The sequence below is a fragment of the Pannonibacter sp. genome (assembly GCF_051860505.1).
Classification (GTDB): domain Bacteria; phylum Pseudomonadota; class Alphaproteobacteria; order Rhizobiales; family Stappiaceae; genus Pannonibacter.
The window spans coordinates 22,536-46,929 of sequence record NZ_JBHYDX010000021.1 but is presented as its reverse complement, the minus strand read 5'-3'; the positions used below and the strand labels follow the sequence as shown (position 1 = coordinate 46,929).

General features: G+C 61.4%; 22 protein-coding genes. 12 read left to right on the top strand and 10 right to left on the bottom strand.

The window, feature by feature from the left end:
* From ACTIFE_RS15070 to ACTIFE_RS15060, 3 genes are all read right to left on the bottom strand, one after another.
* Positions 1–879 (bottom strand): ABC transporter permease, encoded by an 879-nt coding sequence (locus ACTIFE_RS15070; protein ID WP_439529980.1) that lies wholly within the window; start codon positions 877–879, stop codon positions 1–3.
* The gene (locus ACTIFE_RS15065) at positions 876–1,817 is read right to left on the bottom strand and encodes an ABC transporter permease (RefSeq protein ID WP_439529979.1); all 942 of its coding nucleotides are present in this window, start codon (positions 1,815–1,817) and stop codon (positions 876–878) included. The genes ACTIFE_RS15070 and ACTIFE_RS15065 overlap by 4 nt, the downstream gene beginning before the upstream one ends.
* Before the next feature lie 81 nt (positions 1,818–1,898).
* Entirely contained in the window at positions 1,899–3,491 is a 1,593-nt protein-coding gene (locus tag ACTIFE_RS15060; RefSeq protein WP_439529978.1) for an ABC transporter substrate-binding protein, read from the bottom strand.
* 277 nt (positions 3,492–3,768) lie between these two features.
* Here ACTIFE_RS15060 and ACTIFE_RS15055 point away from each other — a divergent pair, with 277 nt between their 5' ends.
* The gene (locus tag ACTIFE_RS15055; protein WP_439529977.1) at positions 3,769–4,440 is read left to right on the top strand and encodes a helix-turn-helix domain-containing protein; all 672 of its coding nucleotides are present in this window, start codon (positions 3,769–3,771) and stop codon (positions 4,438–4,440) included.
* A 39-nt stretch (positions 4,441–4,479) separates the two neighbouring features.
* On the opposite strand, the gene ACTIFE_RS15050 is transcribed toward ACTIFE_RS15055, so the two are convergent.
* The 5 genes from ACTIFE_RS15050 to ACTIFE_RS15030 all read right to left on the bottom strand — a co-directional run bounded on the left by ACTIFE_RS15050 (position 4,480) and on the right by ACTIFE_RS15030 (position 9,341).
* Positions 4,480–5,289, bottom strand: a complete 810-nt coding sequence (locus ACTIFE_RS15050) for a metallophosphoesterase (RefSeq protein WP_439529976.1) — start codon at positions 5,287–5,289, stop codon at positions 4,480–4,482.
* Positions 5,290–5,308: 19 nt separating this feature from the next.
* Positions 5,309–6,136, bottom strand: a complete 828-nt coding sequence (locus ACTIFE_RS15045; RefSeq protein WP_439529975.1) for an ABC transporter permease — start codon at positions 6,134–6,136, stop codon at positions 5,309–5,311.
* The gene (locus tag ACTIFE_RS15040; RefSeq protein WP_439529974.1) at positions 6,133–7,035 is read right to left on the bottom strand and encodes an ABC transporter permease; all 903 of its coding nucleotides are present in this window, start codon (positions 7,033–7,035) and stop codon (positions 6,133–6,135) included. Before ACTIFE_RS15040 ends, ACTIFE_RS15045 begins: the two co-directional genes overlap by 4 nt.
* Positions 7,036–7,139: 104 nt before the next feature.
* Positions 7,140–8,273: an extracellular solute-binding protein gene (locus tag ACTIFE_RS15035; protein ID WP_439529973.1), complete on the bottom strand. Its 1,134-nt coding sequence runs from the start codon at positions 8,271–8,273 to the stop codon at positions 7,140–7,142.
* Positions 8,274–8,306: 33 nt separating this feature from the next.
* Positions 8,307–9,341, bottom strand: coding sequence for an ABC transporter ATP-binding protein (locus ACTIFE_RS15030; protein WP_439529972.1), 1,035 nt, complete (start codon positions 9,339–9,341; stop codon positions 8,307–8,309).
* 131 nt (positions 9,342–9,472) lie between these two features.
* Here ACTIFE_RS15030 and ACTIFE_RS15025 point away from each other — a divergent pair, with 131 nt between their 5' ends.
* From ACTIFE_RS15025 to phnE (ACTIFE_RS15005), 5 genes are all read left to right on the top strand, one after another.
* Complete coding sequence (locus tag ACTIFE_RS15025) at positions 9,473–10,507, top strand: LacI family DNA-binding transcriptional regulator (protein WP_439529971.1); 1,035 nt, start codon at positions 9,473–9,475, stop codon at positions 10,505–10,507.
* A gap of 156 nt (positions 10,508–10,663) precedes the next feature.
* The gene (gene phnD / locus ACTIFE_RS15020; RefSeq protein ID WP_439529970.1) at positions 10,664–11,611 is read left to right on the top strand and encodes a phosphate/phosphite/phosphonate ABC transporter substrate-binding protein; all 948 of its coding nucleotides are present in this window, start codon (positions 10,664–10,666) and stop codon (positions 11,609–11,611) included.
* 65 nt (positions 11,612–11,676) lie between these two features.
* The gene (gene phnC, locus ACTIFE_RS15015; RefSeq protein WP_439529969.1) at positions 11,677–12,498 is read left to right on the top strand and encodes a phosphonate ABC transporter ATP-binding protein; all 822 of its coding nucleotides are present in this window, start codon (positions 11,677–11,679) and stop codon (positions 12,496–12,498) included.
* Positions 12,495–13,298: a phosphonate ABC transporter, permease protein PhnE gene (gene phnE / locus ACTIFE_RS15010; RefSeq protein ID WP_439529968.1), complete on the top strand. Its 804-nt coding sequence runs from the start codon at positions 12,495–12,497 to the stop codon at positions 13,296–13,298. The genes phnC and phnE (ACTIFE_RS15010) overlap by 4 nt, the downstream gene beginning before the upstream one ends.
* Entirely contained in the window at positions 13,295–14,122 is an 828-nt protein-coding gene (gene phnE / locus ACTIFE_RS15005; RefSeq protein ID WP_439529967.1) for a phosphonate ABC transporter, permease protein PhnE, read from the top strand. The genes phnE (ACTIFE_RS15010) and phnE (ACTIFE_RS15005) overlap by 4 nt, the downstream gene beginning before the upstream one ends.
* A 61-nt stretch (positions 14,123–14,183) precedes the next feature.
* Here phnE (ACTIFE_RS15005) and ACTIFE_RS15000 read toward each other — a convergent pair whose 3' ends face one another.
* Entirely contained in the window at positions 14,184–14,912 is a 729-nt protein-coding gene (locus ACTIFE_RS15000) for an NADPH-dependent FMN reductase (protein ID WP_439529966.1), read from the bottom strand.
* Between the two features lie 114 nt (positions 14,913–15,026).
* On the opposite strand from ACTIFE_RS15000, the gene ACTIFE_RS14995 reads away from it, so the two are divergent.
* The 5 genes from ACTIFE_RS14995 (at position 15,027) to ACTIFE_RS14975 (ending at position 21,619) form a co-directional block, all read left to right on the top strand.
* The gene (locus ACTIFE_RS14995) at positions 15,027–15,824 is read left to right on the top strand and encodes a substrate-binding domain-containing protein (RefSeq protein ID WP_439529965.1); all 798 of its coding nucleotides are present in this window, start codon (positions 15,027–15,029) and stop codon (positions 15,822–15,824) included.
* Complete coding sequence (locus tag ACTIFE_RS14990) at positions 15,821–17,242, top strand: ATP-binding protein (RefSeq protein ID WP_439529964.1); 1,422 nt, start codon at positions 15,821–15,823, stop codon at positions 17,240–17,242. Before ACTIFE_RS14995 ends, ACTIFE_RS14990 begins: the two co-directional genes overlap by 4 nt.
* Positions 17,236–18,465 (top strand): sigma-54-dependent transcriptional regulator, encoded by a 1,230-nt coding sequence (locus ACTIFE_RS14985; protein WP_439529963.1) that lies wholly within the window; start codon positions 17,236–17,238, stop codon positions 18,463–18,465. Before ACTIFE_RS14990 ends, ACTIFE_RS14985 begins: the two co-directional genes overlap by 7 nt.
* Before the next feature lie 151 nt (positions 18,466–18,616).
* A complete protein-coding gene (locus tag ACTIFE_RS14980) occupies positions 18,617–19,141 on the top strand; it encodes an arsenate reductase (azurin) small subunit (protein WP_439529962.1) in 525 nt (174 codons plus the stop codon).
* 12 nt (positions 19,142–19,153) lie between these two features.
* Positions 19,154–21,619 (top strand): arsenate reductase (azurin) large subunit, encoded by a 2,466-nt coding sequence (locus tag ACTIFE_RS14975; protein ID WP_439529961.1) that lies wholly within the window; start codon positions 19,154–19,156, stop codon positions 21,617–21,619.
* Between the two features lie 156 nt (positions 21,620–21,775).
* Here ACTIFE_RS14975 and ACTIFE_RS14970 read toward each other — a convergent pair whose 3' ends face one another.
* Positions 21,776–23,164: an HD domain-containing phosphohydrolase gene (locus tag ACTIFE_RS14970; RefSeq protein WP_439529960.1), complete on the bottom strand. Its 1,389-nt coding sequence runs from the start codon at positions 23,162–23,164 to the stop codon at positions 21,776–21,778.
* 145 nt (positions 23,165–23,309) lie between these two features.
* Here ACTIFE_RS14970 and ACTIFE_RS14965 point away from each other — a divergent pair, with 145 nt between their 5' ends.
* Positions 23,310–24,383, top strand: a complete 1,074-nt coding sequence (locus ACTIFE_RS14965; RefSeq protein ID WP_439529959.1) for a YeeE/YedE family protein — start codon at positions 23,310–23,312, stop codon at positions 24,381–24,383.
* Positions 24,384–24,394 lie beyond the last annotated feature (11 nt).

Here is a 24,394-nt window from a genome sequence, read left to right as displayed (position 1 = left end):
TCATCCCCGCGGCCGCAGAAGATCGGCAAGACCATCGCCGATGAGGGAAAAGCCGAAGCCTGTCAGCACGATGGCAATGCCCGGCATCAGGCTGAGCCACCAGGCGGTGGTGACAAAGTTGCGCCCTTCGGCAATCAGCACGCCCCATTCGGCCTGTGGTGGCTGGGCGCCGAGACCGAGATACCCGAGGGAGCTGCCCAGCAGGATGGCGAGCGCCATATCGGTCATCCAGTAGACGATGACAGGGGTGATCGCGTTGGGAAGCAGGTGGCGGAAAATGATACGCAGGTCGGAATAGCCCATGACGATACCGGCTGCGGCGTAGTCGCTGGTCTTCTGCGAGATGATCTCGGCCCGCATCAGCCGGGCATAGTAGACCCAGCCGACCAGCGTGATGGCGATGTACATGTTGACAAGGCCGGGCCCGAGCACCGCGACCACGGCAATGACGAGGACGAGGAACGGGAAGGTGATGATCGCATCGACAAACCGGCCGAATATGATGTCGGCGATGCCGCGGTAGTATCCGACCAGCGCCCCGACCACGACGCCGATGACAAGCGCAAAGACGGTGGCGAGCACCGCCATCTGCATGTTGACCGAATAGGCCCAGATCACGCGCGAAAAGGCATCGCGGCCGAGCATGTCGGTTCCGAAGGGATGCGCGAGGCTCGGCGGCTGGCGCATGGCCGCCACATTGATCGCGTTGGGATCGTGCGGGGCAAAGAAACCGGGGAACAGGGCCAGCAGCGTCGACAGGGCAATGATGCCCATGCCGACCATCAGCCCGGGTTTGGCGAGGGCAGCGCGCAGAAGCTCACGGCTACGACGGGAACTTGCCGGCGGAACTGGAGCGGAAACAGGGGAAGCCGATGTCATGACAGGCGCAGTCTCGGATCAAGCCAGCTCTGGATCAGGTCGGTCATCAGGAAGACCAGCGTGACCAGCACGGCGAAGGTAAGGGTGAGCCCCTGGATCAGGGCATAGTCGCGGCCGAAGATGGCATCGAGCATCAGCCGCCCGACGCCCGGGACGCCGAAGACGGTCTCGGTGACAAGCGTTCCGCTCATCAGGTTGCCGATGGACAGGCCCAGCAGCGTGATCGTGGAGATGAGGGCGTTGCGCAGCACGTGACGCCCAAGGACAAGACGCAGCGGCAGGCCCTTGGCACGGGCGAACTGCACGTATTCCGCATCGAGCACCTCGATGATGGCGGCGCGCAGGTTCCGCATCAGGATGGCGGAGGTGTAGAGCGCCACGGTCATGGCTGGCAGGAACAGGTGATAGAGGTTGTCGGCCAGCCCCTTGCCATAGCCGCCGACCGGAAAGAGCCGCAGCTGCGCGGCCAGAAACGTCAGCAGCAACAGGCCGATGTAGAACACCGGCATCGACAGCCCGACCTGGAACACGGCGCGGATGACAGTGTCCGGCCAGCGGCCACGATTGAGGGCGGCAACGAAGGCGAGCGGTCCGGCGATCAGCACGGCCAGCGACACGGAATAGACCGTGAGAAAGATCGTTGCCGGAAGGCGCGACAGGATCACGTCCCAGACCGGAGCCCGCAGCATCAGGGAGGTGCCGAGATTGCCGCTGAGAACCGAGCTGACGAACAGCATGAACTGTGTGGCCAGCGGCGCGTTGAGGCCGAGCCGTTCCCGGAAAGCTGCCAGCTCGGCATCGGAAGCCTTGTCGCCAACCAGGGCAATCGCCGGATCGCCCGGCAACAGCCGGACCAGCAGGAAAATGATGACCATGACCAGAAGAAAGGTCGGCACCAGCAGCAGAAGCCGGTTCAGGAGATATCGAAGGGGAGCCATTGACGTTCCATGGATGGGGTCGGACGAGGAGCACCCGGCCGGCTCCGGCGGACCGGGACCGGCCGGGTGCAAGCCGGACCCTCAGCGCTGCAGGGATGCTTCCTCGAAAACATTGGCCCCGAGCGGCGTCTGCACGTAGCCGGTCACCTTCGCCGACAGGGCGACGGCAAAGGGCGTCTCGTACATGAACAGGAGCGGTGCCTCTTCCGCATAGATTTCCTGCATGCGGCGGAACTGGGCGGCGCGGCGTTCGGGATCCATCTCGGCGGCGGCGGCGGCATAGAGCTCGTTGAACTCCGTGTTTTCCCAGCCCGTGCCGACCGCCTTTGCCGTGGGCGTGTGGCCAAGCCAGCCGACGACCTGGCTCGGGTCGGCAATGTCGTCAACCCAGCCGTAGGTGTGGATGTCGAAGTCGCCGGAGCGGTTCTTGGCGCCGCGTGTCGGGCTGTCGACCTGTTCGGCGACAAGCTCGACGCCGACTGCGGTCCACATCTGCTGCAGGGCCGCGAACACAGTGGCATCATCCGCCGAGCCGGCCAGGGTGGTGAGCTTGATCTTGGTGCCAGCGGCAAAGCCGGCCTCCTGCATCAGCTCCATCGCCTTGACCGGGTCATAGCCGTAGAGCGGGTCGGTCTTGACAGCCATATGGGTCGAGGAGGACATCAGCGGCGACGTCATCGGCGCGCCTGCACCGTGCAGGACGAGGCTGACCAGCGCTTCCTTGTTGGTGGCGTAGTTGAGTGCCTGGCGCACCCGCTTGTCAGCCAGCGGATTGGGCGTCCCGTCAGCCCGCGCGGCCCGGGTGTTGATCGGCGAGTAGATGATGCGGGTCGAGGGGAAGAGTTCCATCTTCAGGTTGGTATCGGTGCCAAGCTCGGCGATGCGGGCGAAGGGGATAAACTCCGCGACATCCACTTCCCCGGCCTGCAGCTTCAGGATGCGGGTGGCGTCATCCGGGATGATCTGGAACTCGACCCCATCAAGGTAGGGCAGCGGCTTTCCGTCCGCACCGGACCTCCAGTAGTAGGGATTGGCCTTGAACGACATCGAGGCACCCTGCTCGAAGCCACTGAGGTAGAACGGGCCTGATCCCGCACCCGGACCGCCGGCAGCAAACAGCGCCGCCGACTTCTCCTGATCCGTTGCGCCGGGTGCCTTTTCAAAGGCCGCACGGGACACGATGGCCGTGTTGAAGGTGGCCAGCATCGACAGGATGGTCGGGTCTGGCCGCGACAGGCTGATCGTCACCTTGGCCCCCTCCCCGGTCACGCCGGAAATTGCGCCGAGCAGCCCGGCCCAGGGCGAAAGGTCGGAATTGCGGGCACGATCCAGCGAGAACACCACATCGGCAGCTGTGACCGTGCTTCCATCTGAAAAGCGGATACCATCGCGCAAAGTGATGTCGATCGTCTTGCCATCGCTCGACTGGCTGAAGCTCGCCGCCAATGCACCCGTGAGGCCGGATCCATCCCGTGCCCGCTCCAAGAGCGTGCTGTACAGGCTGCCGACCATCCAGATGTCCGGATTGCGTTCGGCATAAATCGGATCGACCAGCTTGGAGCCGTCATAGCGGGCAAACTTCAATGTGCCGCCACGTTCCTGCGCCGCCAGCGGTGCCGCCAGGCCAAGCGCGAGCGTTGCGGCAAGGGCAGCCGCGAACAAAGTCTTTTTCATGTGTTCTCCTCCCAGAGCGTCTCGTCGAGACGAGGCGACACTAGGCGAGCTGCGGCAAAAATTGAAGTAAAAATTATAGTGAGGCTTCAAAATATATAAGCTATCGTAGCGCCGTACTCTCTGTGCGGCCCGAACAGAAAGCCATCCATTTGTATTTTATAATCTTTTCTTCGAGTCCCCCAAACTGCAGGGCCGTGACAACGTTTGCGGCAACTTGCCAATCGGCCTATATCGGGAACAACTCGAACACCCGGCGCCTGCGACTGCGAGAGAACAAATGACGTTGCCACCCCACCCTCCTGCCACGCATGTGCCTCAGCCAGGGACAGGGCCAGAGTTCGGGAAAACGATCCGTAAGCGTCGCAAGGCTCTGGGAAAGACACTGGAGGCTGTCGCGCAGGAAACGCAGCTGACCATCGGTTTCCTGTCGCAGGTCGAACGCGGGGTCAGCAGTCCGTCGCTCTCCTCCTTCATGCGCATTGCGTCGGCGCTCCAGACGACGATGGAAGAGCTGCTGAGCATGCCCGAGCCGTTTTGCGAGTTCTCTCCGCGGGAAGGACGCTCGACCTATCGGCTGGGCGAGGCAGGAAAGCTCTACGAAAAACTCGGGCCCGGCTTTGCGGGCGCGTTGAACTATCCCAGCATCATTCATCGTGTCCCCGGCCATGTCTCCGAAAAGATGTGCCATGACGGCGAGGCGTTCCTGTATCTGCTGGAAGGCCAACTCGAGTACCACCTTGGCGACCAGGTCTACATCCTCGGGCCAGGCGACAGCATTCACCACGACACGCGCACGCTGCATTTTTCACGCGTCCTGGGCGACACGGACTCCGTCGAGCTGTGGGTCAGTTCACGTCCCATTCGCCCGGCTCCACCTTCACAGCCGCGCCAGGAATCCGTGAAAGACGAGCCCGGGACGCCTGGATCGCTCGACAAGAAGGGCCGATAAGCCCCCATTGTGACAGCCGCTTGAGCGGTCCGGCGCGCCTCAGACCGGCGCAGCGCCGAGGTCGATCATCCGTGGGCTGGTGATGACGGTCCCCGGCGCCGTAATATGATGCAGCCAGTAGACATAAGGCTCCGCCGACAAGGGCGGCTCGCCGGTCCAGCCAAGGCCGGGAGCATACTGGAAAGCCGGACTGCCGGCGATGGCGGCGAAATGTCCGGCGTGCGTCGTGATCAGGGGCCGATGCACATGGCCTGTGAGCAGGCGCAGATGTCCCTCGAACCCTGAAATCAGTTGGGTGAACTCCCGCCGTCCCTTCATCAAGGTCATGGCATCCCAGGACGGGCTCGCCAGGTCGAACGGTGGGTGATGCAGCATCAAGAAGGTGACGGCACTTTCCGTCTGCGTTCTGGCAGTCTCGTCAGCCAGCCGATCAGCAAGCCAGTCAAGCCGGTCAGGACAAAGTTCGCCCTCGACAGCACCTGGAACGATCGTGTCGAGACCAATGACGCGGATGCCCTTGTGGATCAGGTCGAAATTGAGGAACGGGCCTTCAGCAAAGGGAATGCTGTCACCAAAAGCCGCCCGCATGGCCGCACGGCGATCATGGTTGCCCGGGATGACAAGTACCGGCGACGAGAAGCCGGCCAGCATCTCCTTGGCCAGCGCATAGTCCTCCGCCGTGCCGCAGTCCGTTAGGTCACCGGAAATCAGCACGAGATCCGGCTGCGGCGTCAGACGAGCGGCATCCGCCAGCACCCGCTCTACCGCGTCCACGGTGTCGTGACGCGGATGGGTGCTTTCCTTTTCGCCTGCGAAAAGATGAAAGTCGGAGAAATGAAGGATGTACATATGTCGGGGTGTCTTTTTATCAGCGGCCAATGCGCGAGAGCACATCAGCCTTCAAGAAGCGCTCGATGACCAGCATGAAGCCGACCGAGGGGATCAGCAGGATCAGCGCCGTAATGGCCGCAATCTGGTAATTGCCGCCCATGCTGGCATTGAACATCAAGATCGGCAGGGTTGCGATGTCCGGCGCACCGACGAAGTAGGTGCCAGTGAACTCGTCGATACTGTCGAGGAAGACGAAGATCGACGCGGCCATCAGCCCGGGAAAGGCCTGCGGCAGAGTGATATCGCGGAAGGTTCGCAGCGGGCCGGCTCCGAGATTGCGCGCGGCTTCTTCCATGCTGCGATCAACGGCCGAGAACGCCGCGGTGGCAATCCAAACCGCATAGACGAGGCCCGGCAGCGAATGCACCAGCACAACGCCGAACAGCGTGCCGTTAAGCCCGAAATTATAGAAGATGGCGGCAATGTTGACGAAGATCGGCAGGGAAGGAAAAGCCTGGGGCAGCAGGAAGATCAGCATGATCAGGCTGCGGGCGGGCAAGGCAAGCCGCGCCAGCGCATAGCCGGCAGGCACTGACAGCGCCATCGACAGGCCAACCGTCGCAACGGCGATCAAAACTGAATTCCACAAAGAATCCCACGCGCCGGCGCGCGGCCGGAAAACCCGGCCCCAGAACTCAAAGCCCCAGCGGGTCGGCCACTGGTTCGGGTAGAACCATTGCTCGGCAAAGGCCCAGATGGCGAGGTTGGCCAGAGGTCCGAAGACAACAAAGGCGACAAGACCCATGGCGATGGCAAGGCCCAGGGCCGAGCCGGCGCCGCGCAGAGTTGCGGACAGGTTGCTCATGGGTTCGCCTTCTCTTTCAGGCTCATGCGAAGGTAGGCCCAGGCCGCCGCGGCCGTCAGAAGGTAGGAGAACAGGCCAAGCGCGTTGGCGACGGCGTAGTCGCCATAATAGGTGACCCTGTGCGCCATCATCGCCGTCATCATGGTCGGGTTGCCAGAGATCAGCATCACCGGGACGGACAGGACGGAGAGCAGGGTGACCAGCGACAAGACAAGTGCCACGAACAATTGCGGACGAACCTGTGGCAACACGATCTCGAACAAGCACCGGAACCGGCCGGCACCGAGGTTTCGGGCAGCCTCGATGGTCGAGCGATCAAGCGAGGCCATCGCCCCGGCCAGCAGCAGGGTGACGAAGGGGACCTGCTTCCAGGCGAAGGTCAGCACCAGGCCGCGCCAGTCGAGCAGGCTTTGTGCAGCAGCCGCGTCCAGAACACCCGCATCCGCGAGCAGCGTGTTCAGCATGCCATTGCGGGCCAGGAACGAGCGCGCAGTCTGGCCGGCAACAATGAAGGGAATGAACAACGGCCAACGGTACATCCAGCGCAGCAACGGCACTGCCCAGCGGCTTTGCCCAAGCGTCAGATAGCCGGCAATCGCGATGGATGTCGCCGCGATCAGCGCCAGCGAAGCCAGTGTGACAAGGATAGAGAAGAGAATGTCGGCACCATAAAACTCCAGCGCCTTTGCCAGATTGGCGAAGGTAAAAGTGCCGTCTTCTCCGACGAATGCCGTCACAAGCGACCGTACAAGCGGCGCGGCATAGAGCAAACCGATAGCCGTCAGCGCCGGCGCGACAAGCAGCAGCCCAGGGAGCATGCCCGAAAGGTGTCGACTGGCAGAACCAGGTACGCGGTCCGGAGGGGTCTGCCGGGCACCGGCGGACGTCGTTGCAGTCATGTCCGTAGGTCCTGTTCGCCGGCCTGTCCACCCCTTGGCGGCCGACCTGTCATCAACAGCAAGAGCCCGGTCCGGCGTGTCAGCCGGACCGGGTAGTTTACGCCTTACTTGGCGACGTTCTTTTCGTAGGCTTCCAGGATCGCTGCGAAATACTTCGCCTGCGGCATGGACCAACCGCGCTCAGCCAGCGTTTCAGGAGCAACGTCCGCGAACAGACGGTTCCACTCGGCGTCGGTGAGTTCCGACTTCACGTTCTGCGGATCAATGCCCGGGAACCAGTTGAAGCGGCGGACAATGCCTTCGGCCTGAACCGCCGGGCTGGTTGCGAAGGCGATGAATTCCTTGGCAAGGTCAGCCTGTGCGGCCTTGGCCGGTACCGCATAGTACATCGGCTGGCCCGGCATGCCCGGCGACAGGATCATCAGCTTCAGGTTGGGGTTCAGACGACCGTCAGCAACCCAGGTGTAGAACATGTCCATCCACACCGGACCCATGGCGATTTCGCCGCGGTTCATGGCATCCAGAGTGCCGGCATTGCCCGGGGTCATGACAACGCTCTGGTTGAAGTCGCGCAGCGACGCCAAGGCCGGAGCCCACTTGTCGGCGGCGCCATCCACCCACGGTCCATTGCGGATCTCGTCCGCCATGTCCGAGAAGGCGTACATCCAGCCAAACACGAAGCCAACCCCGGCCATGCCGCCGGTGATGCCGTTGTAGCCGAACTTGCCCGGGTTCTCTTTCACCCACTTGGCCAGCTCTTCATAGGACTGCGGCGGGGTAGCGATGACATCCGGGTTGTAGGCAATCGCGATCTGGCTGTGGAACATCGGCATGACATAGCCAGACACGTTCACGCCGAGTGCGTTTTCTGCGGTCTCGCGGGTGACGAGCTTGGCCGTGGTCAGCCCGTCACGATAATTTGCCAGCAAACCATCCTGAACCATCTGCCCGGCCATGCGCTGATGCACGACGGCCACGTCCACATCCCAGACATCCTTGTCCTTCTGGGCGTTGATCTTTTCAAAGATTGCCTGGCTGCCGCCGTCGCCCGGGCCGGTGCCAACCGCGCGGACGGTGACGCCAGGATGGCTCTCCTCGAACTTCGGACCGAGGTAGTCGTTGATGTAGTCCACCATGTTGGTGTCGCCGGCCGTGACCACGTTCAGGGTCTGGGCGGAGACGCTGGTGGCAAGGGCCGAGGCTGCCAGCAGGCTGGCAAATGCTATCCTGATATTCATGACTGTCTTCCCTTAGGTCCAAGTGTTGGAGAGTTAGTGCCTGATCCCCTGGAGCAGGCGGGTGTTGGCGTCGAAACTCATGAGCATCGATGCCGGAACGGAGAGGAAGGCATCAGCCCCTGATGACACAGGGCTGGCCGAACAGGCCGACAGGCTTTCGCCGGCAACGTCGATGCCGACCTGATAGCCACCACCGGCATAGGCGCAGGTCGTAACCTTGCCCTTCCGGGTGAGCGCTGGAACACCTGAACGTTCCGCCGCATCAGTGAACACGTGTGCATCTTCGGTGCGGAAGCCGACCAGGGTCGCTCCCGGTGCAGCCGGATCATCCGGCGCAGCAACCAGGACGTTGTCGACCCCAAGAAACTGGGCTGCCCCGAGGTCTGCCGGCGCGCTGTAGAGTTGCTCCGGGCCGGCCACCTGGACGATCTGACCATCGCGCATCAGGACGATACGATCGGCCATGGCGAGCGCTTCATCCTGGTCATGGGTCACCATGATGGTGGTGATGCCGATTTTCTGCTGCAGACGACGCAGTTCGCCGCGCAGGCTGCGGCGGATCGAGGCATCGAGATTGGACAGCGGCTCGTCGAGCAGCAGCAAGGGCGGATCAATGATCAATGCGCGCCCAAGCGCAACCCGCTGGCGCTGACCACCCGACAGACTGGTCACCGCACGCGGACCATACCCCTCAAGGCCAAGCAGCGAGAGGATTGCATCCGCCCGCGCCTCGCGCTCAGCTTTCGGCAAGCCGCGCAGTTTGAGCGGATAGGTCAGATTGCCGACCACGGTCATATGCGGCCACAGGGCATAGGACTGGAACACCATCGCCGTCTGACGGGCCTCTGGTGCCAGCGTCGCGATCGAGCGTCCGCCCACCTTGATGTCGCCCGCTGCAAGCGGAGCGAACCCGGCAATTGAGCGCAGCAGGGTGGTCTTGCCGCAGCCGGAGGGCCCGAGCAGACAAGTGAAGCTGCCGGCCGGCACCTCCAGCGAGATGCGGTCGAGAACAAGGGTCTTTCCAAGGCGAATGGACACCCCCTCCAGCGACAGCGCTTCCGTTCCCATGGCTTCCTCCGATTGAACGCGCGTGCAATCTATGTTTGATGGATGACAGTTTCATGTCAAAGACTTTTGCATTCACGTGGTTTTTGTGCGATGCAGTAGCCGCACGCGGTTTCAAGCCTGGCGGAGAACAGATGCGCGTCACAGCCGATGATGTTGCCGAAGCGGCGGGGGTCTCCCGCGCGATGGTGTCCCGCGCCTTCACGGAAGGCGCCCCCATTGCCGCGCGCAAGCGTGCGCATGTTCTGGCTGTCGCCGCAACATTGGGGTACCAGCCCAACCGTATTGCGCGTGGCCTCACCGGAAGCCAGACGGGCCTGATTGCCCTGGTCGTGGGCGCGGTCTCCCGCCCTTATGAAGCCTGGCTGCTGGAAACGCTGAGCCGCGAGATCCGGACGGCGCGCTACTGGCCCCTGCTGCTGCAGGTGCAGCCCGGTGACGAACTGAACAATGCCCTTGAGGATGCTCTTGCCTATCAGGTTGACGGGGCAATTGTTGCTGCGGGCTCCGTCAGTCCGACACTGGCCGAACGGTGCCGTTCGTCTGGAGCTCCGATTGTGATGGTCGGCCGCGTCCTTCCCGGCGATGATACCGATGCCGTGTGCTGCGACAACCGCCTGGGCCTCGAACTTCTGGTCGATCATCTGACGCGGTCGGGTCGCAAGCGGCTCGCCTGGATTGGCGGCACCCCTGACACCTTCTCCAACATCGAGCGGCAGAACGGCCTGATGGAGGCCCTTGATCGACGCGGGCTGAACCTGCTTGCGGCCCGAACCGGCGACTACTCCGTCGACAGTGGCCTTGCGCAGGCGCTTGCCCTGCTGACTGCCCATGACAAGCCGGATGCGATCCTGTGCGGCAATGACGCAATGGCCCTCGGCGCCATCGCAGCCGCGCGGCGCCTGGGAATGTCTGTCCCGGGCCATGTCGCGATCGCCGGTTTCGATGACATCCCGGCCGCCGCCTGGGAGCCGTACCAATTGACGACCGTGCGCAATCCGGTTCTCGAGACCTCACGCGAAGCCCTGCGCCTGCTGACAAAACGCATTCAAAGTGATGGGGCATCGGGCTCGCCGGAAGGGGATGCGGCCTCATCGCCCGGTTTCCTCGGCCGCACAGCAGAAGTCGTCCGCCTCGCGCCGGAACTGGTCATCCGCCAGAGCGCTTGACTTCATTTCGCAAAAGCCAAACCAGTCGAGCTGTGTTCATCGCAGTTCACCATGTCGCCGCGTCTGATCTACAAGACCTTCCGCTCAGACGAAGGTGTCATTCCAGTGATACAAATTGCCGTTACGCAAACTCCTAATCTTTAAAAGGAGGATCTGATGCGTACCATTCTCGTTTCTGCGGCCTTGACGCTTGCCCTTTCCCTGCCGGCGATGGCGGAATTCAAGCTCGACACTCGGTATACGGACGCGGATGGCGATATGATCGCCGACATTCCGGCAGATGCAAGCCAGCAGGTTGACCCCTCGACGCTCATCTTCGCCTACACGCCAGTTGAAGATCCGGCCGTCTATGCGGAAGCCTGGAAGGATTTCCTGGTTCACATGGAAAGCGTCACCGGAAAGAAGGTCCAGTTTTTCCCGGTTGATTCCAACGCTGCACAGATTGAAGCCATGCGCGCCGGTCGCCTGCATATCGCAGGCTTCAACACTGGATCCAACCCGCTTGCCGTTGCATGCGCTGGCTTCCGGCCGTTCACGATGATGGCGAAGGCAGATGGTTCCTTCGGCTATGAGATGGAGATCATCACTCATCCCGGCTCGGGCATCGAGAAAGTTGAAGACCTGAAGGGCAAGAAACTCGCCTTCACGGCGGAAACGTCCAACTCCGGCTTCAAGGCACCGTCCGCCCTGCTGAAGGCCCAGTACAATCTCGTTGCTGGCACCGACTTCGAACCGGTTTTTTCAGGCAAACACGACAACTCGATCCTCGGCGTTGCCAACAAGGATTACCCGGCTGCGGCCATCGCCAACTCGGTCATGACCCGCATGATTGAGCGTGATGTGATCAAGGCTGATCAGGTTGTGTCGATCTACAAGTCGCAGACTTTCCCGACCACCGGCTACGGCACGGCCCACAACCTGACACCGGCACTGCAGGACAAGATCAAGGAAGGCTTTGCCACCTTCAAGTGGGAGGGTTCGTCGCTGGCAGCTGAGTTCTCCAAATCCGACGAAGCGCAGTTCATTCCGATCACCTTCAAGGACACATGGTCGGTGATCCGGCAGATCGATGAAGCCACTGGCGTGTCTTACGATTGCAAGTAAGATTTTCAAACTAGACTTGTGCGGGCGGCCTGCCGCCCGCATTGTCTTTCTTGATGGTGGCTACGATGCTTGAATTGCGCGCCCTTACAAAGACGTATCGCACCGGCGACAAAGCGCTGAATGCGGTCAGCCTCATCGTGCCACAAGGACAAGTCGTCGGCCTGATCGGGCCCTCCGGTGCGGGCAAGTCTACGCTCATTCGCTGCATCAATCGCCTCGTCGAACCCAGTTCGGGCGAAGTCATTCTGGGCGGCACGGCTCTCACCGGCCTGTCGGCTGGTGCCCTCCGCCGGCAACGCCGCCGTATCGGCATGATCTTCCAAGAGTATGCCCTCGTCGAGCGATTGACCGTCATGGAAAATGTACTGTCTGGGCGGCTCGGCTACGTTGGCTTCTGGCAAAGCTACTTCCGTCGGTTTCCTCCCGCGGACATTCAGCGCGCCTATCGCCTGCTTGACCGCGTCGGCCTTCTTGACCACGCCGACAAGCGCGCTGATGCGCTTTCCGGCGGCCAACGCCAGCGTGTCGGCATTGCACGAGCGCTGGCCCAGGAACCGGAGCTTCTTCTGGTCGACGAACCGACAGCAAGCCTTGATCCGAAGACAAGCCGCCAGATCATGCGCCTAATCATCGAGATCTGTGCGGAGAGCAATCTGCCGGCCATCGTCAACATCCATGACGTTCCGCTTGCCCAGCAGTTCATGCAGCGCATCATCGGCTTGCGGGCCGGTGAAGTTGTCTTTGACGGACCTCCTTCCGACCTGACCGAAACAGCCCTGACGGACATCTACGGCGCCGAGGATTGGGCAGCCATGCGCAAAGGAGATGAGGAGCAAGGAGAAGCCGAAGCAGAACAACGACGCATCCTGGCTAGGATCGGCGTATGAGCACGGCATATCCGACCACTTGGCGACGCCCACCGCAGATCCTGACGAACCGGACCTGGCGCATCGTCATTCAGCTTGGAGCCCTTGCCTATCTCGTCCTCGCACTGGGCACACTCGACGTCAACTGGACAAGAGTTGTCGAAGGCATGGCCCGCGGCATGCGCTTCATTGAGGGATTTCTGACCCCTGATTTCACGTCACGCTGGCGGGATATCTCCAAGGGACTGTCCGAAAGCCTCACCATGACGCTGACTTCGACTGTCGTCGGAATTGCAATTTCAATTCCAATCGGGATTGGCGCCGCGCGTAATCTTGCCCCGCGTTGGGTCTACATGATCTGCCGAGGTATTATTGCGCTGTCCCGCGCCCTCCAGGAAGTCATAATCGCCATATTTTTTGTCGCGATGTTTGGCTTTGGTCCGTTCGCCGGCTTTCTCACTCTGTCTTTCGCCACCATCGGCTTTATTTCAAAGCTGTTGGCAGAAGACATCGAGGATATCGATGAAGCCCAGGCAGAAGCAATCAGGGCAACTGGCGCATCCTGGCTGCAACTTGTGAACTACGCTATCCAGCCACAGGTCATGCCGCGATTGATCGGGCTGTCGCTTTATCGGCTGGACATCAACTTCCGCGAAAGTGCTGTCATTGGCATCGTCGGGGCCGGTGGGATTGGCTCGACGTTGAACACAGCAATCGACCGGTATGAATATGACAGTGCCGGAGCGATCCTGCTGATTATCATCATGATCGTCATGGTCGCCGAGTATTCATCATCTTATCTGCGGAAGTTCCTGCAATGACTCTCGCGCCAGTCTCAGCGCCGTCCAAACTGCCGCAGAAATGGCAGTTCAGAAGCACAAAAGCCCGCCTTGCGCTCTGGTTCGGCTGGCTTGGACTTGTCGCCCTCTTCGTTTGGTGCTGGCAGGTCATGACGAAGGACACGATCTGGTACTTCATCGCGGACGCGCCGCGTCAGGCCGCCGACATTGGCGGCCGAATGCTGCCGCCACGGATCAGCTATCTGCCAGAGCTGTTGTGGCCGCTCTGGGACACACTCAACATGGCGACCCTCGGCACACTCCTGGGCGTCATCCTGGCTGTGCCAGTTGCATTCCTGGCCGCGCGAAACACCACTCCTTCAAACCTGATACTCCGTCCGGCGGCATTGTTCGTAATTGTCGCGTCACGATCGATCAACTCGCTTATTTGGGCGCTTCTGCTTGTTGCCATCCTGGGCCCGGGACTTTTGGCCGGGATCATCGCCATCGGTCTCAGATCGATCGGCTTCATCGGTAAGCTTCTTTACGAAGCAATCGAAGAGACGGACATCCGGCAGGTCGAGGCAATTACCGCAACAGGTGCCAGCGGGCCGCAAGTCCTGACTTATGCAATTGTCCCGCAGGTTCTGCCGGCATTCTGGGGCATCACGGTGTTTCGCTGGGATATCAACATTCGGGAAAGCGCGATCCTCGGCCTGGTCGGCGCCGGAGGCCTGGGGCTAAAGCTGCAGTCCTCTCTCAATGTCCTTGCCTGGCCGCAGGTGACAATGATCCTGTTGGTCATCCTTGCGACAGTAATCGTATCCGAATGGATCTCGGCCAAGGTCCGCGCAGCGATCATCTGAAGCCCGTGCCTCCCGAGCATGCCTTCACCTGGGGCGTTGGTGGGATCGACCGCGATTCCGCTCAAGGTGCATTGCGCTCGGAAGGGGAACGGGAGAAGGCAGGGGTGGGCAGGTCGCCCAAGCTGCGTTGACGTCCGGCCGCATCCGACCACCAGACCAACTGATCGAAAGCACGCCCAAGGTATTGATGCCAAACGGCCATATCGACCGTTTCAAGGCAGCTTCCGTCTTCGGCAAAGACTTCTTGCGCCTTGGGGACATGGACCATGGCCGACACCGGCAGACACCCAAGTTCCGAGAGAAATGCCCGCATGCCGACGGCCGCTCTCGCACCGCCCCATTGGCCGGCCGAATAGGTCACGATAGCGCTTGGCTTGTAGGAAAACAGTGAACTCCCGAAGTGGTTCAGCAGATGCATCAAGGCCGGGCTCATGGAGTGATTATATTCCGGACTGACCATGACATAGCCGTCAGCTGCAGCAATCGCCTTCGCCAGGTCATCGATATCGCCGGGTGCTCGGCCAGCGGCATAGGCAAAATGCGGCTTGAAAACCGGCGGAAGATCATGGGCCAGCGGATCGACGAGCTTGCTTGTGTGACCGGCCGCGTCGAGGTGCTGGCAACAGGCAAGGGCAACCCGGTGCCCGAGCCGCCTGGGCTGCGGCGGCGTGCTATCGCGGGCGGATCCAAGAAAAACCAGGAAAGTGGACGGCATGCATGGATCCCTTGCCTGAGTTCGGGGAAGTGAGAGCGCCGCCATCTTAACCGGATATGCCGGCGATTGAAGCATGCCGCTTGCCTGTTGTCACGAGCGGACCCTATGCTGAAGTCGGGAGAGGAACCCGAAATGACCGGAACGTTTTCACGTCGCGGCTTGCTTGCCGGAGCCGGCGCGCTTTTGGCAATGCCGGCGATCCTGCGCGCGGACGAGCATGTTCGACTGGGGCTGACGCCGGTGTTTCTCGACAATGACGGCGCCGTTCTGGCCCGACTGCGGGCTGCGCTTGAACAGGCCACCGGCCGGCCTGTCGAACTGGTGCAGAGACGGACCTATCAGGAAGTAACGGGGCTCGTGCTGGAAGGCGGTGTCACCGCCGCATGGCTCTGCGGCTATCCGTATCTCCAGCATGAAGCATCCTTGTCGCTTCTCGGCGTTCCAATCTGGCGGGGAGCCCCCCTCTACAGGTCTTATCTGATCGTCGAAGCGAGCGATCCTGCGACGAGCATCGACGATCTCACGGGAAGCACGCATGCCTTTTCCGATCCGGACAGCAACTCCGGCTGGCTGGTCACAGCTTCCGACCTGGCACGCCGGGGCCTGAAGCCGGATGGCTTTTTCAGCCGGACATTGTTCACCTATGGACATCGCAATGTCGTGCGCGCAGTCGCTTCAGGCCTTGCCCGTTCGGGTAGTGTTGATGGGTATGTCTGGGAAGCCTTGACCGCAGTTGAGCCAGCCTTGACCGCGCTTACACGTGTGGTCAGTCAGTCAGAGCTGCTTGGCTTTCCCCCCTTCGTTGCCCGGCGCGACCTGGCATCGAATGACATGGTACTTGGTCTTCAACGTGCGTTGCTTTCGCTTGAAAAAACCAGTGATGGCAAAGCGGCACTGGGCATGATGCAACTGGACCGGATCGCGGCTGCAGAAACCGACCTCTTCGACGGCATCCGGGTGCGGATGGCGGAATTGAGACCTGCATGATGCGCCGACTGTCCTTGCCGTTGTCAGTCCGGGTGCCTCTGATCGCAGCCGGGATGATGGTCCTGGTCGGCATTGTCGCCTCGCACCAGGTTCTGTCTGCCTTGGCAACCGCTCAAGAGGAGCGGCTTCGTGAACTCACGCGTCTGCATGTCCAGGGCCTGACGGTTGCCCTCGGACCAGCTGTGCTGCGGCAGGACGTCTGGGAGGTGTATGACACACTTGATCGGGCGTCTTCCGCCATGGAAGACCAGCGCATGGTGCTGACGATTGTCGCAGATGCCGCGGGGCGGGTGATCGCAGCCTCTTATCCACGCCGCGCTCCGGTCGACAGCGATCTGGCCCCGCTGCTTGGCGACGCGCAGCCGCTGGCAGATCTGCGATTGACCGGATCCGCCTCGCGGATGCGTGTGGTCAGCGACCTGAACTTCCAGGATCGCACGGTTGGCCAGATCGTCAGCGAAATCGACATCACCGACCTGCAGAGCGAGCGTCGCCGGGCCCTGCTCTACTTGTTGGCCGGCAACGGGCTGGCGACACTGGTGCTCGCGGCAGGAGGCTATTTTGCCGTCCGACGGATGCTGTTCCCCCTGAGGCTGCTGGCCGGCCACATGGCAAAGACCAATGGCACGCCCCAGCCCATCGCAACGGATCTCGTTCCCAAGGGGGATCGTGAGCTTGCTCGCCTGTTCGAGACCTACAATGCCATGAGCGGAGCTGCTGCTGCAAAAGTAGAGGCGGAGCGTCGCCTGGCCGAGCGGGAGCGTTTCGTCAGCCTCGGACGCCTTTCTTCCTCCCTCGCGCATGAAATCAACAATCCGCTCGGTGGCCTGCTCAATGCCGCAGACACGATCCGCAGCTATGCGGACCGGCCAGAGGCGGTGCGGGAAGCGGCAAGCCTCTTGGATCGCGGGCTGAAGCACCTGCGCGATGTGGTGCGGGCAACGCTGGAGCACAATCGCCTGGATCGACAAGGCAGGCCTCTGGAACTGGAGGACTTCGAGGATCTGAAGCTCCTGTTCGCGCCGGAAACAACGCTGCGGGGTCAGTCGCTGGAATGGTCGGTTGTCGCCCCGCCGGCGCTCCTTTGCGGTTTCCCGTCTGCCCCGGTGCGCCAGATCGCCTTGAACCTGCTGCTGAACGCCGCTGCGGCAGCAGGTGCCGGAGGCACCGTCACGTTCAGGGCACAGCAGCAGGATCAAACCCTGCAACTCATCATCCAGGACAATGGCCCGGGCATGCCCCCACCTGCCATGAACCGGCTCCTGACCGACGACCCCGTGGAACCGGGAGGTGGGGTCGGACTGCGGCTTGTCCGCAGCCTGGTGCTTGATCTGGGCGGCGACGTCGCCAGCGCTCGCCGGGGCAACCTGACAGAAATCGCCGTTTCACTGCCAGTCCAAGGACATCTCCGATGCTGAAAGGACGCCGCATCGCCCTGGTCGAGGATGATGAAATCATGGGAGGCTCGATCTACCAGCGGCTGAAACTCGAAGGAGCCGAGGTGGTCTGGATCAAGCTTGCCCAACGCGCCCTCGGTGCGCTGCGCACACCGCGCGCGCCGATCGATCTGGTCGTCTGCGATATTCACCTGCCGGATGGCAATGGCGAAGAGCTTTTCTCGGCTCTGTGCCAGACGTCCTCCCCTCCTCCGTTCCTGTTCCTGACCGGACAGGGCAGTATCGACCAGGCGGTCAGGCTGCTGCATCGCGGGGCAGGCGACTACATCACGAAGCCCTTCGACATGACGGCCTTCCTCAATCGGCTGCTCATCCTCCTGCGGCCAAGGCTTTCGGAGGCAGGGCCCATCCTTGAGCTGCTTGGTCCTTCGCAAGCCGCCCAAGCCTGCGAACTCTTGGTCCTCAAGGCGAGTGGTCACGATGAGCCGGTCCTCATTCGCGGGGCGGTCGGGACCGGCAAAGCGCTGATTGCAAAGGCGATCCATACCCGTTCGGATCGGAGGTCCGCCCCCTTCGTGCACATCAATCTTGGCCGCTCGGCGAATGCATCGGACGAGTTGCAGCACGGGCTACAGAACGTCGGCGAAGGCACCTTGTTCCTGAATGGGATCAGCTATCTGACAGCCGACGACCAGAGCTGCCTGATGCGCTGGCTCGACGGCAAACCGGATTGCCGGATGCTGGCTGCCTGTGGCTCAAGCGAGGAAGATCGTCTCAGGGCGACGCAACTGCGCAGTGACCTGTTGGCTCAGATTGGTCAAAACGAAATCCCGATCCCGCCCTTGCGGGATCGGCCGGATGACGCGGTCTGGCTCCTGCACCGGCTGTTTGGTCCTCTGAACACCCGCCAGCCGTCCCAGTTGCGCGGGATCAGTGAACTCACCGACCAGGCGGTTCGGGATTATGACTGGCCCGGCAACGGGCGCGAGCTGAGGGCCCGGCTCATCCAGGGCATGAGCCGGGCAACCAACGATATGCTGTTTCCGTCAGACCTCTTTCCCGAACGCATCACCGACCGGGATGAGAGCCGGATGATGAGCCTGTCGGAGGCCCGCGAAGTCGCCGAACGCAATCAGATCATCGCGGCATTGGAGCGGGCCGGAGGCCAGGTCACCAAGGCAGCCCAGTTACTGCGCGTCTCCCGCACGACCTTGTGGGAAAAGATGCAACGTCTGGGTCTTTGATCTCCTTGGGTTGTTCGGATTTCTGAACACTCCAAAAAAGGCTTTCACATCAAAGCATTCCCGCATTGCACCCGCAGGAGTGTTGGTGTTGTTGCGGATTTCTGCCCTTGCTAGCGTTTGTCCGACGCGAGTTTGAGGGAGGATCACACTCATGAAATGCAATCGCTTGATCGATGTTGGCCGGCGCCAGTTCCTGCGCGGTGGCCTTGCAGGTGTCGCCGGTGTGGCGGCAACCGCAGTTGTATCGACGGGACCTGCCAAGGCCCAGGCCAGGGCGCTGGTCGACTATCCGGCAAACCGCCTTGCCAACATCTCCGACCTTGTCGTCAACGAGCCGATGGACATCGCCTATCCGGACGAGGACAGCCCCGGCATCCTGCTCAAGCTCGGCACCGCCGTTGAGGGAGGCGCTGGCCCGGAGCGCGACATCGTCGCCTTTTCCGTCCTGTGCCCGCACAAGGGCTATGTCATGAACTACAGCGCAGAGGACAAAGCACTGAACTGTCCCGGTCACTACTCCCGCTTTGACTGCGAAAAGGGAGGACAGCAGATCTGGGGTCATGCAACGCAGAACCTGCCGCAGTTCGATCTTCGCGTCGATGACGAGGGCGACATTTACGCCGAGGGCGTGGACGAGCTCATCTACGGTCGCCTGTCAAACGTGCTGGAAAGCTGAGGGAGAAGAGACATGGCTTACAAGCGCCAGATCGACCGTCTGCCCATCATTCCGGCGGACGCTAAGGAACACAATGTCACGTGCCACTATTGCATCGTCGGATGCGGCTACAAGGCCTACACGTGGCCGGTCAACAAGCAGGGCGGTACGGCACCCGGCGCCAACAAGTTTGGCGTCGACCTCAGCCAGCAGCAAGGCGCCGATGCCGAAGCCTGGTACGCCCCGTCGATGTACAATGTGGTGCGCCAGGACGGCAAAGACGTTCATCTCGTCATCAAGCCGGACGTTAATTGCGAAGTGAACTCCGGTCTCGGGTCCATTCGCGGAGCCCGGATGGCGGAAAACCGGAGATCCGACGTACTTGGCACCCAACAGCAACGCCTGACCGAACCGATGGTCTGGCGCTATGGCACCTGGCAGCCAACCTCCTGGGATGACGCACTCGATCTCGTCGCCCGTGTAACCGCCCGGGTGATTAACAAGGATGACGAGGACGATCTCTTCGTCTCGATGTTTGACCATGGTGGCTCTGCCGGCGGCTACGAGAACACCTGGGGGACTGGCAAGCTCTATTTCGGCTCCATGAAGGTCAAGAACTGCCGGATCCATAACCGGCCGGCCTACAATTCCGAGGTCCACTCGACTCGGGACATGGGCATAGGTGAACTGAACTACGCCTATGAAGACTATCAGCTGACCGACACCATCCTGCTTGTCGGCACCAATCCGATGGAATGCCAGACCAACCTCTACCTCAACCACATGGTCAAGGGGATGCAGAACGGCGCCAGGGTGATTGTTGTCGATCCGCGCCGAACCGTGACGGTCAGTTCAGCCGAGCAGATTGCGGGCGCCGAAAACGTCCTGCACCTGGCCATTGCCAGTGGATCGGACCTCGCCCTCTTCAACACGCTGTTCACCTACATTGCGGATCAGGGCTGGGTCGACGAAGCATTCATCAAGGCCTCGACGTTCCAGGGTGATGTCGCGGTTGCGCAGGACGAGGCGCATCCGGCGAGCCTCGGATCCTTTGCCGCCGCCCGCGAGGCCTGCCGCATGTCACTTGCAGATGGCGCTGCGATCTGCGGCCTCAGCGAAGCGGACATCATCAAGGCCGCGGAATGGATTGCCAAGCCGAAAGAGGACGGCTCCCGCCGGAAATGCTGCACCGGCTACGAAAAAGGCATCATCTGGGGCAATGACAACTATCGGGTGATTGGCGCTCTGGTGAACATTGGCCTTGCGACCGGCAACATCGGCCGGGAGGGCGGCGGCGTCTGCCGTCTTGGTGGCCACCAGGAAGGCTATGTCCGCCCGTCGGATGCCCATGTCGGCCGTCCGGCCCCCTATATCGATCAGCTCATCATCGCCGGTCGCGGCAAGGTGCACCATATCTGGGCCAATGATCACTACAAGACAACGCTGAACGCGGCCGAGTTCAAGCGCGTCTACAATCGCCGGACCAATATGGTGAAGGAAGCGATGGATGCCCGCGCCGGCGCCACCCGCGAGGAACTTGTCGATGCGATCGTCGGTGCGATTAATGCCGGCGGCATCTTTTCGGTCAATGTCGACATCATTAACACCCAGATCGGCCAGGCCGCGCATGTGATCCTGCCTGCAGTCGAGTCCGGTGAGATGAACCTTACCTCGATGAACGGCGAACGGCGGATGCGCCTCGTAGAGCGCTACATGGACCCTCCGGGGGCCGCCAAGCCGGACTGCATGATCGCTGCAGCCCTCGCCCAGCACCTCGAACGCGTGTTGCGCGAGGACGGACGCGGTGACTACGCTGACCAGTTCAAGGGCTACGACTGGGCAAGCGAAGAAGACGCCTTCATGGACGGCTATCACAACAACGCCCATGGCGGCGAGTTCGTCACCTATGAACGTTTGCGCAAGATGGGCAACAATGGCTTCCAGGAGCCTGCAACCGGTCTCGACGGGGAAACGATCGTTGGAACGAAACGCCTCTACACTGACGGAAAGTTCGGTGGACCGGATGGAAAGGCCCTGTTCTGCATGGGGCAATGGCGCGGACTGCAGGCGGCGGGCAAAGCCCAACAGAAGGCAAACTACGCATTCCTCATCAACAATGGCCGCGCCAACATGAACTGGCAAAACTGGTTCCTGGACCAGAAGAACGACTTCGTCATGGATCGCTTCCCCGTGCCCTTCATCCAGATCCATCCGGATGATATGGCAACCTTGGGGATTGCCCAGGGCGACATGGTCGAAGTCTACAATGATGTCGGCGCCACACAGGCACTGGTTTATCCTGAACCCACCGCCCGTAAGGGCGAGACATTCATGATCTTCGGTGCACCCAGCGGCACCCAGGGCAATGTCGTGAACGCAGGTGTCAACGAGTTGATCCTGCCGAACTACAAACAGACCTGGGCCAACATCCGCAAGATCTCCGACGCGACCCCAGCCTCCGCGCGGACATCCTACAAGTCCTGGGAAGCGAAGGTCTGACCAGACTGCTCCCTGTCGCCGGAAAGGGCGGCAGGGCATCTTCACAAGACGCAACGAAAGAAACGACCCGTCAGCGCCATAAATCAGAAGACGCTTCAATTGAGCACGAACTGGCTCGAATTGAGCAAGTCGAATGACAGCCGGCGCAGTCCGCCCTCAGGCAGCAACCGCCGCATCGAGACGGGCCAGGCCCGACTTCAGGGCGGTTATACATGCCGGATCAAAGGCAAACCCGGCTTCCTCGTCGAGGATGGCAAGGGCCTTGGCAATCGGCATCGGTCCACGATAGGGACGCTCTGCCGTCAAGGCATCGAAGACGTCGGCGACGGTGAGAATGCGCGCTTCAAGACAGATGTCATCGCCCTTGAGGCCTCGCGGATATCCTTTTCCATCCAGTCTTTCATGGTGAGCACCGGCAACCGGGGCAATGTCGGCAAAGGCAGGCACCCGGGCTAGAATTGTTTCACTGGCCGCAGGGTGAGAGCGGACAGAGCTCCACTCAAGGTCATCAAGCTTCCCCGGCTTGTCCAGCACCTGATTGCTGACACCGAGCTTGCCGAGATCATGCAACAGGGCAGCCCGCCGCAGCCAGCGGCGATGTTCAGGATCAAGGCCAAGTTCCTCGGCGATGAGATCTGTATACAGCGTGACACGATTGGAATGATCCGCCGTATAAGGGCTTTTGGCATCGACGATGTCCGAGAAGGCCTCGGCGATTTCATCAAGATAATCCGCATCGACCTCATGGGCGCGCAGGCCCGGTGCCATGGCGAAGACGACAGCATCCAGATCAGTCCGGGCCAGTCCCATCCAGAACTTGGCGTCGGCGGACACGGCAGCAAAAGCCTGGGCAAGCGTCGGCGCGAACCAACTGCCGGAACGCGCTGCCACCTCGCGCAAGGCAGCATCCGGTCCGTGCTCGAGTTGGAAAACATCGACAACCTGCGCCAGAAGAGCAATAGCGGAGGCAACCGGTACCTGATCGCCCTTCAGGCCCAGCGGCTTGCCGGCACCGTCGTGGTGTTCATCCAGGCAGCGGATGCCATCTTGCACCGCTTCGGAAAAGCGCATCTTCGCTGCAATATCCGCACCGCGGTGGCAGCGGGTTTCGATGAGATCACGCACCAGTTCACCGCCATTCTGCAGGATATGGACGATAGCCCGGATGCGCTCCGACAGGCCTGATTTCAGGCCGGTCTTGCGGAACACAAAGCGAAGGGCAGCGCTGAGCGATCCGTCGATTGTCTTGAAGTCGCGCTTGAAGCTGATGTCATCGGCAAGATAAAGCTCACAGATGCGGGCAGCGTTGCTGCTGCAGCCGAGATCCTTCAGCAACAGAACATAGTAAAGGTCGGCAAGCGCGTCATCGTTGAGGCCAAGCTTGTGGCCGATGGCCATCCCGATGTAGCAACACCGAATGCAATGACCCTCGGGTTGGCCCTCGGTCATATCCAGCGCATAGCTGAGCGAGCCCAGCAATTCCGCTAGGACAAAAGTCCGGGGCGCCGGCGCTTTCGCCTGTTCGAGATAGAGACTTCTGACCATGATACCTGCCTGTGTCGATCCGGTTTTAGCAAACTGCCTTTAAGGTCAGGTGAACTGGCAGCGCCTGATGTGTTCCGGCAGCGATGCTGACACAGATCAAGGCAAAAGATGCCGCTGCGGGATATCGAATGGAGAGGAGACCGCGATGGACATAACCTTTCTGCTCGACCACCTGGATGAAGCTCGCCTGGCCGCGCTGTTCGGGCTCCTGACCGGACTGGTCTTCGGTTTTGCCGCCCAGCGATCTTCCTTTTGCTTGCGCGCTGCAACCGTTGAATTTGCTCGTGGTCAGCTCGGTCCGCGCATGGCCGTATGGCTCCTGACGTTTTCAGCGGCCCTGGTTTTGGTTCAAGGAGCAGAGACTTCAGGCCTGTTCGACAGCAGCCAGGCCAGGATGATGGCTGTGACCGGTTCCTGGTCCGGAGCGATCATCGGCGGGTTGTTGTTCGGTGCAGGCATGGTGCTGGCGCGCGGCTGTTCCGGACGCCTGCTGGTTCTGGCCGCAACGGGCAATCTTCGTTCGCTGGTGTCCGGTCTGGTTTTTGCCGTGGTCGCGCAAATGTCGCTGTTTGGACTGCTTGCCCCGCTGCGGCAATGGCTGGCCGGATTGTGGGTAACGCCCGGGGGGCAGAATGTCGATTTGCTGGCAAGCCTGTCCCTGCCCTCCTGGAGCGGACTGGCGCTTGGCGGCGTCGCGGCCATCATCGCCTTGCGTATTGCCCGACAGAACAGTCTCGGCTGCGCCAACCTCCTGTTTGCGCCCATCATCGGCTTTGCAATCGCACTTGGTTGGGTCCTCACCTATTCTCTGGCACAGGTTGCCTTTGAGCCGCAAACCGTTACTTCGGCAACCTTCTCCGGCCCTTCGGCGAATACGCTGATGTTTTTCCTGGAGGATACATCGACGCTCGGCTTTGACGTCGGACTGGTGCCGGGCGTTTTCATCGGTGCCTTTCTATCCGCCATCCTGGCCAGAGAATTCCAGTTCCAGGGCTTCGAGGGCGAGAGCCAGATGCGCCGATCCCTGACCGGCGCAGCGCTGATGGGCTTTGGCGCGATGCTCGCAGGCGGTTGCGCCATCGGGGCGGGTGTGACGGGTGGCTCGATTTTCGTCGCCACCGCCTGGCTGGCGCTGACCGCCATGTGGGTCGGTGCCGTGGTAACCGACGCGCTGGTCGATCAGCGCGGGATCCGGCAAGCTGGCGTCGCCGCGCAATAGGCGGGCGTTGC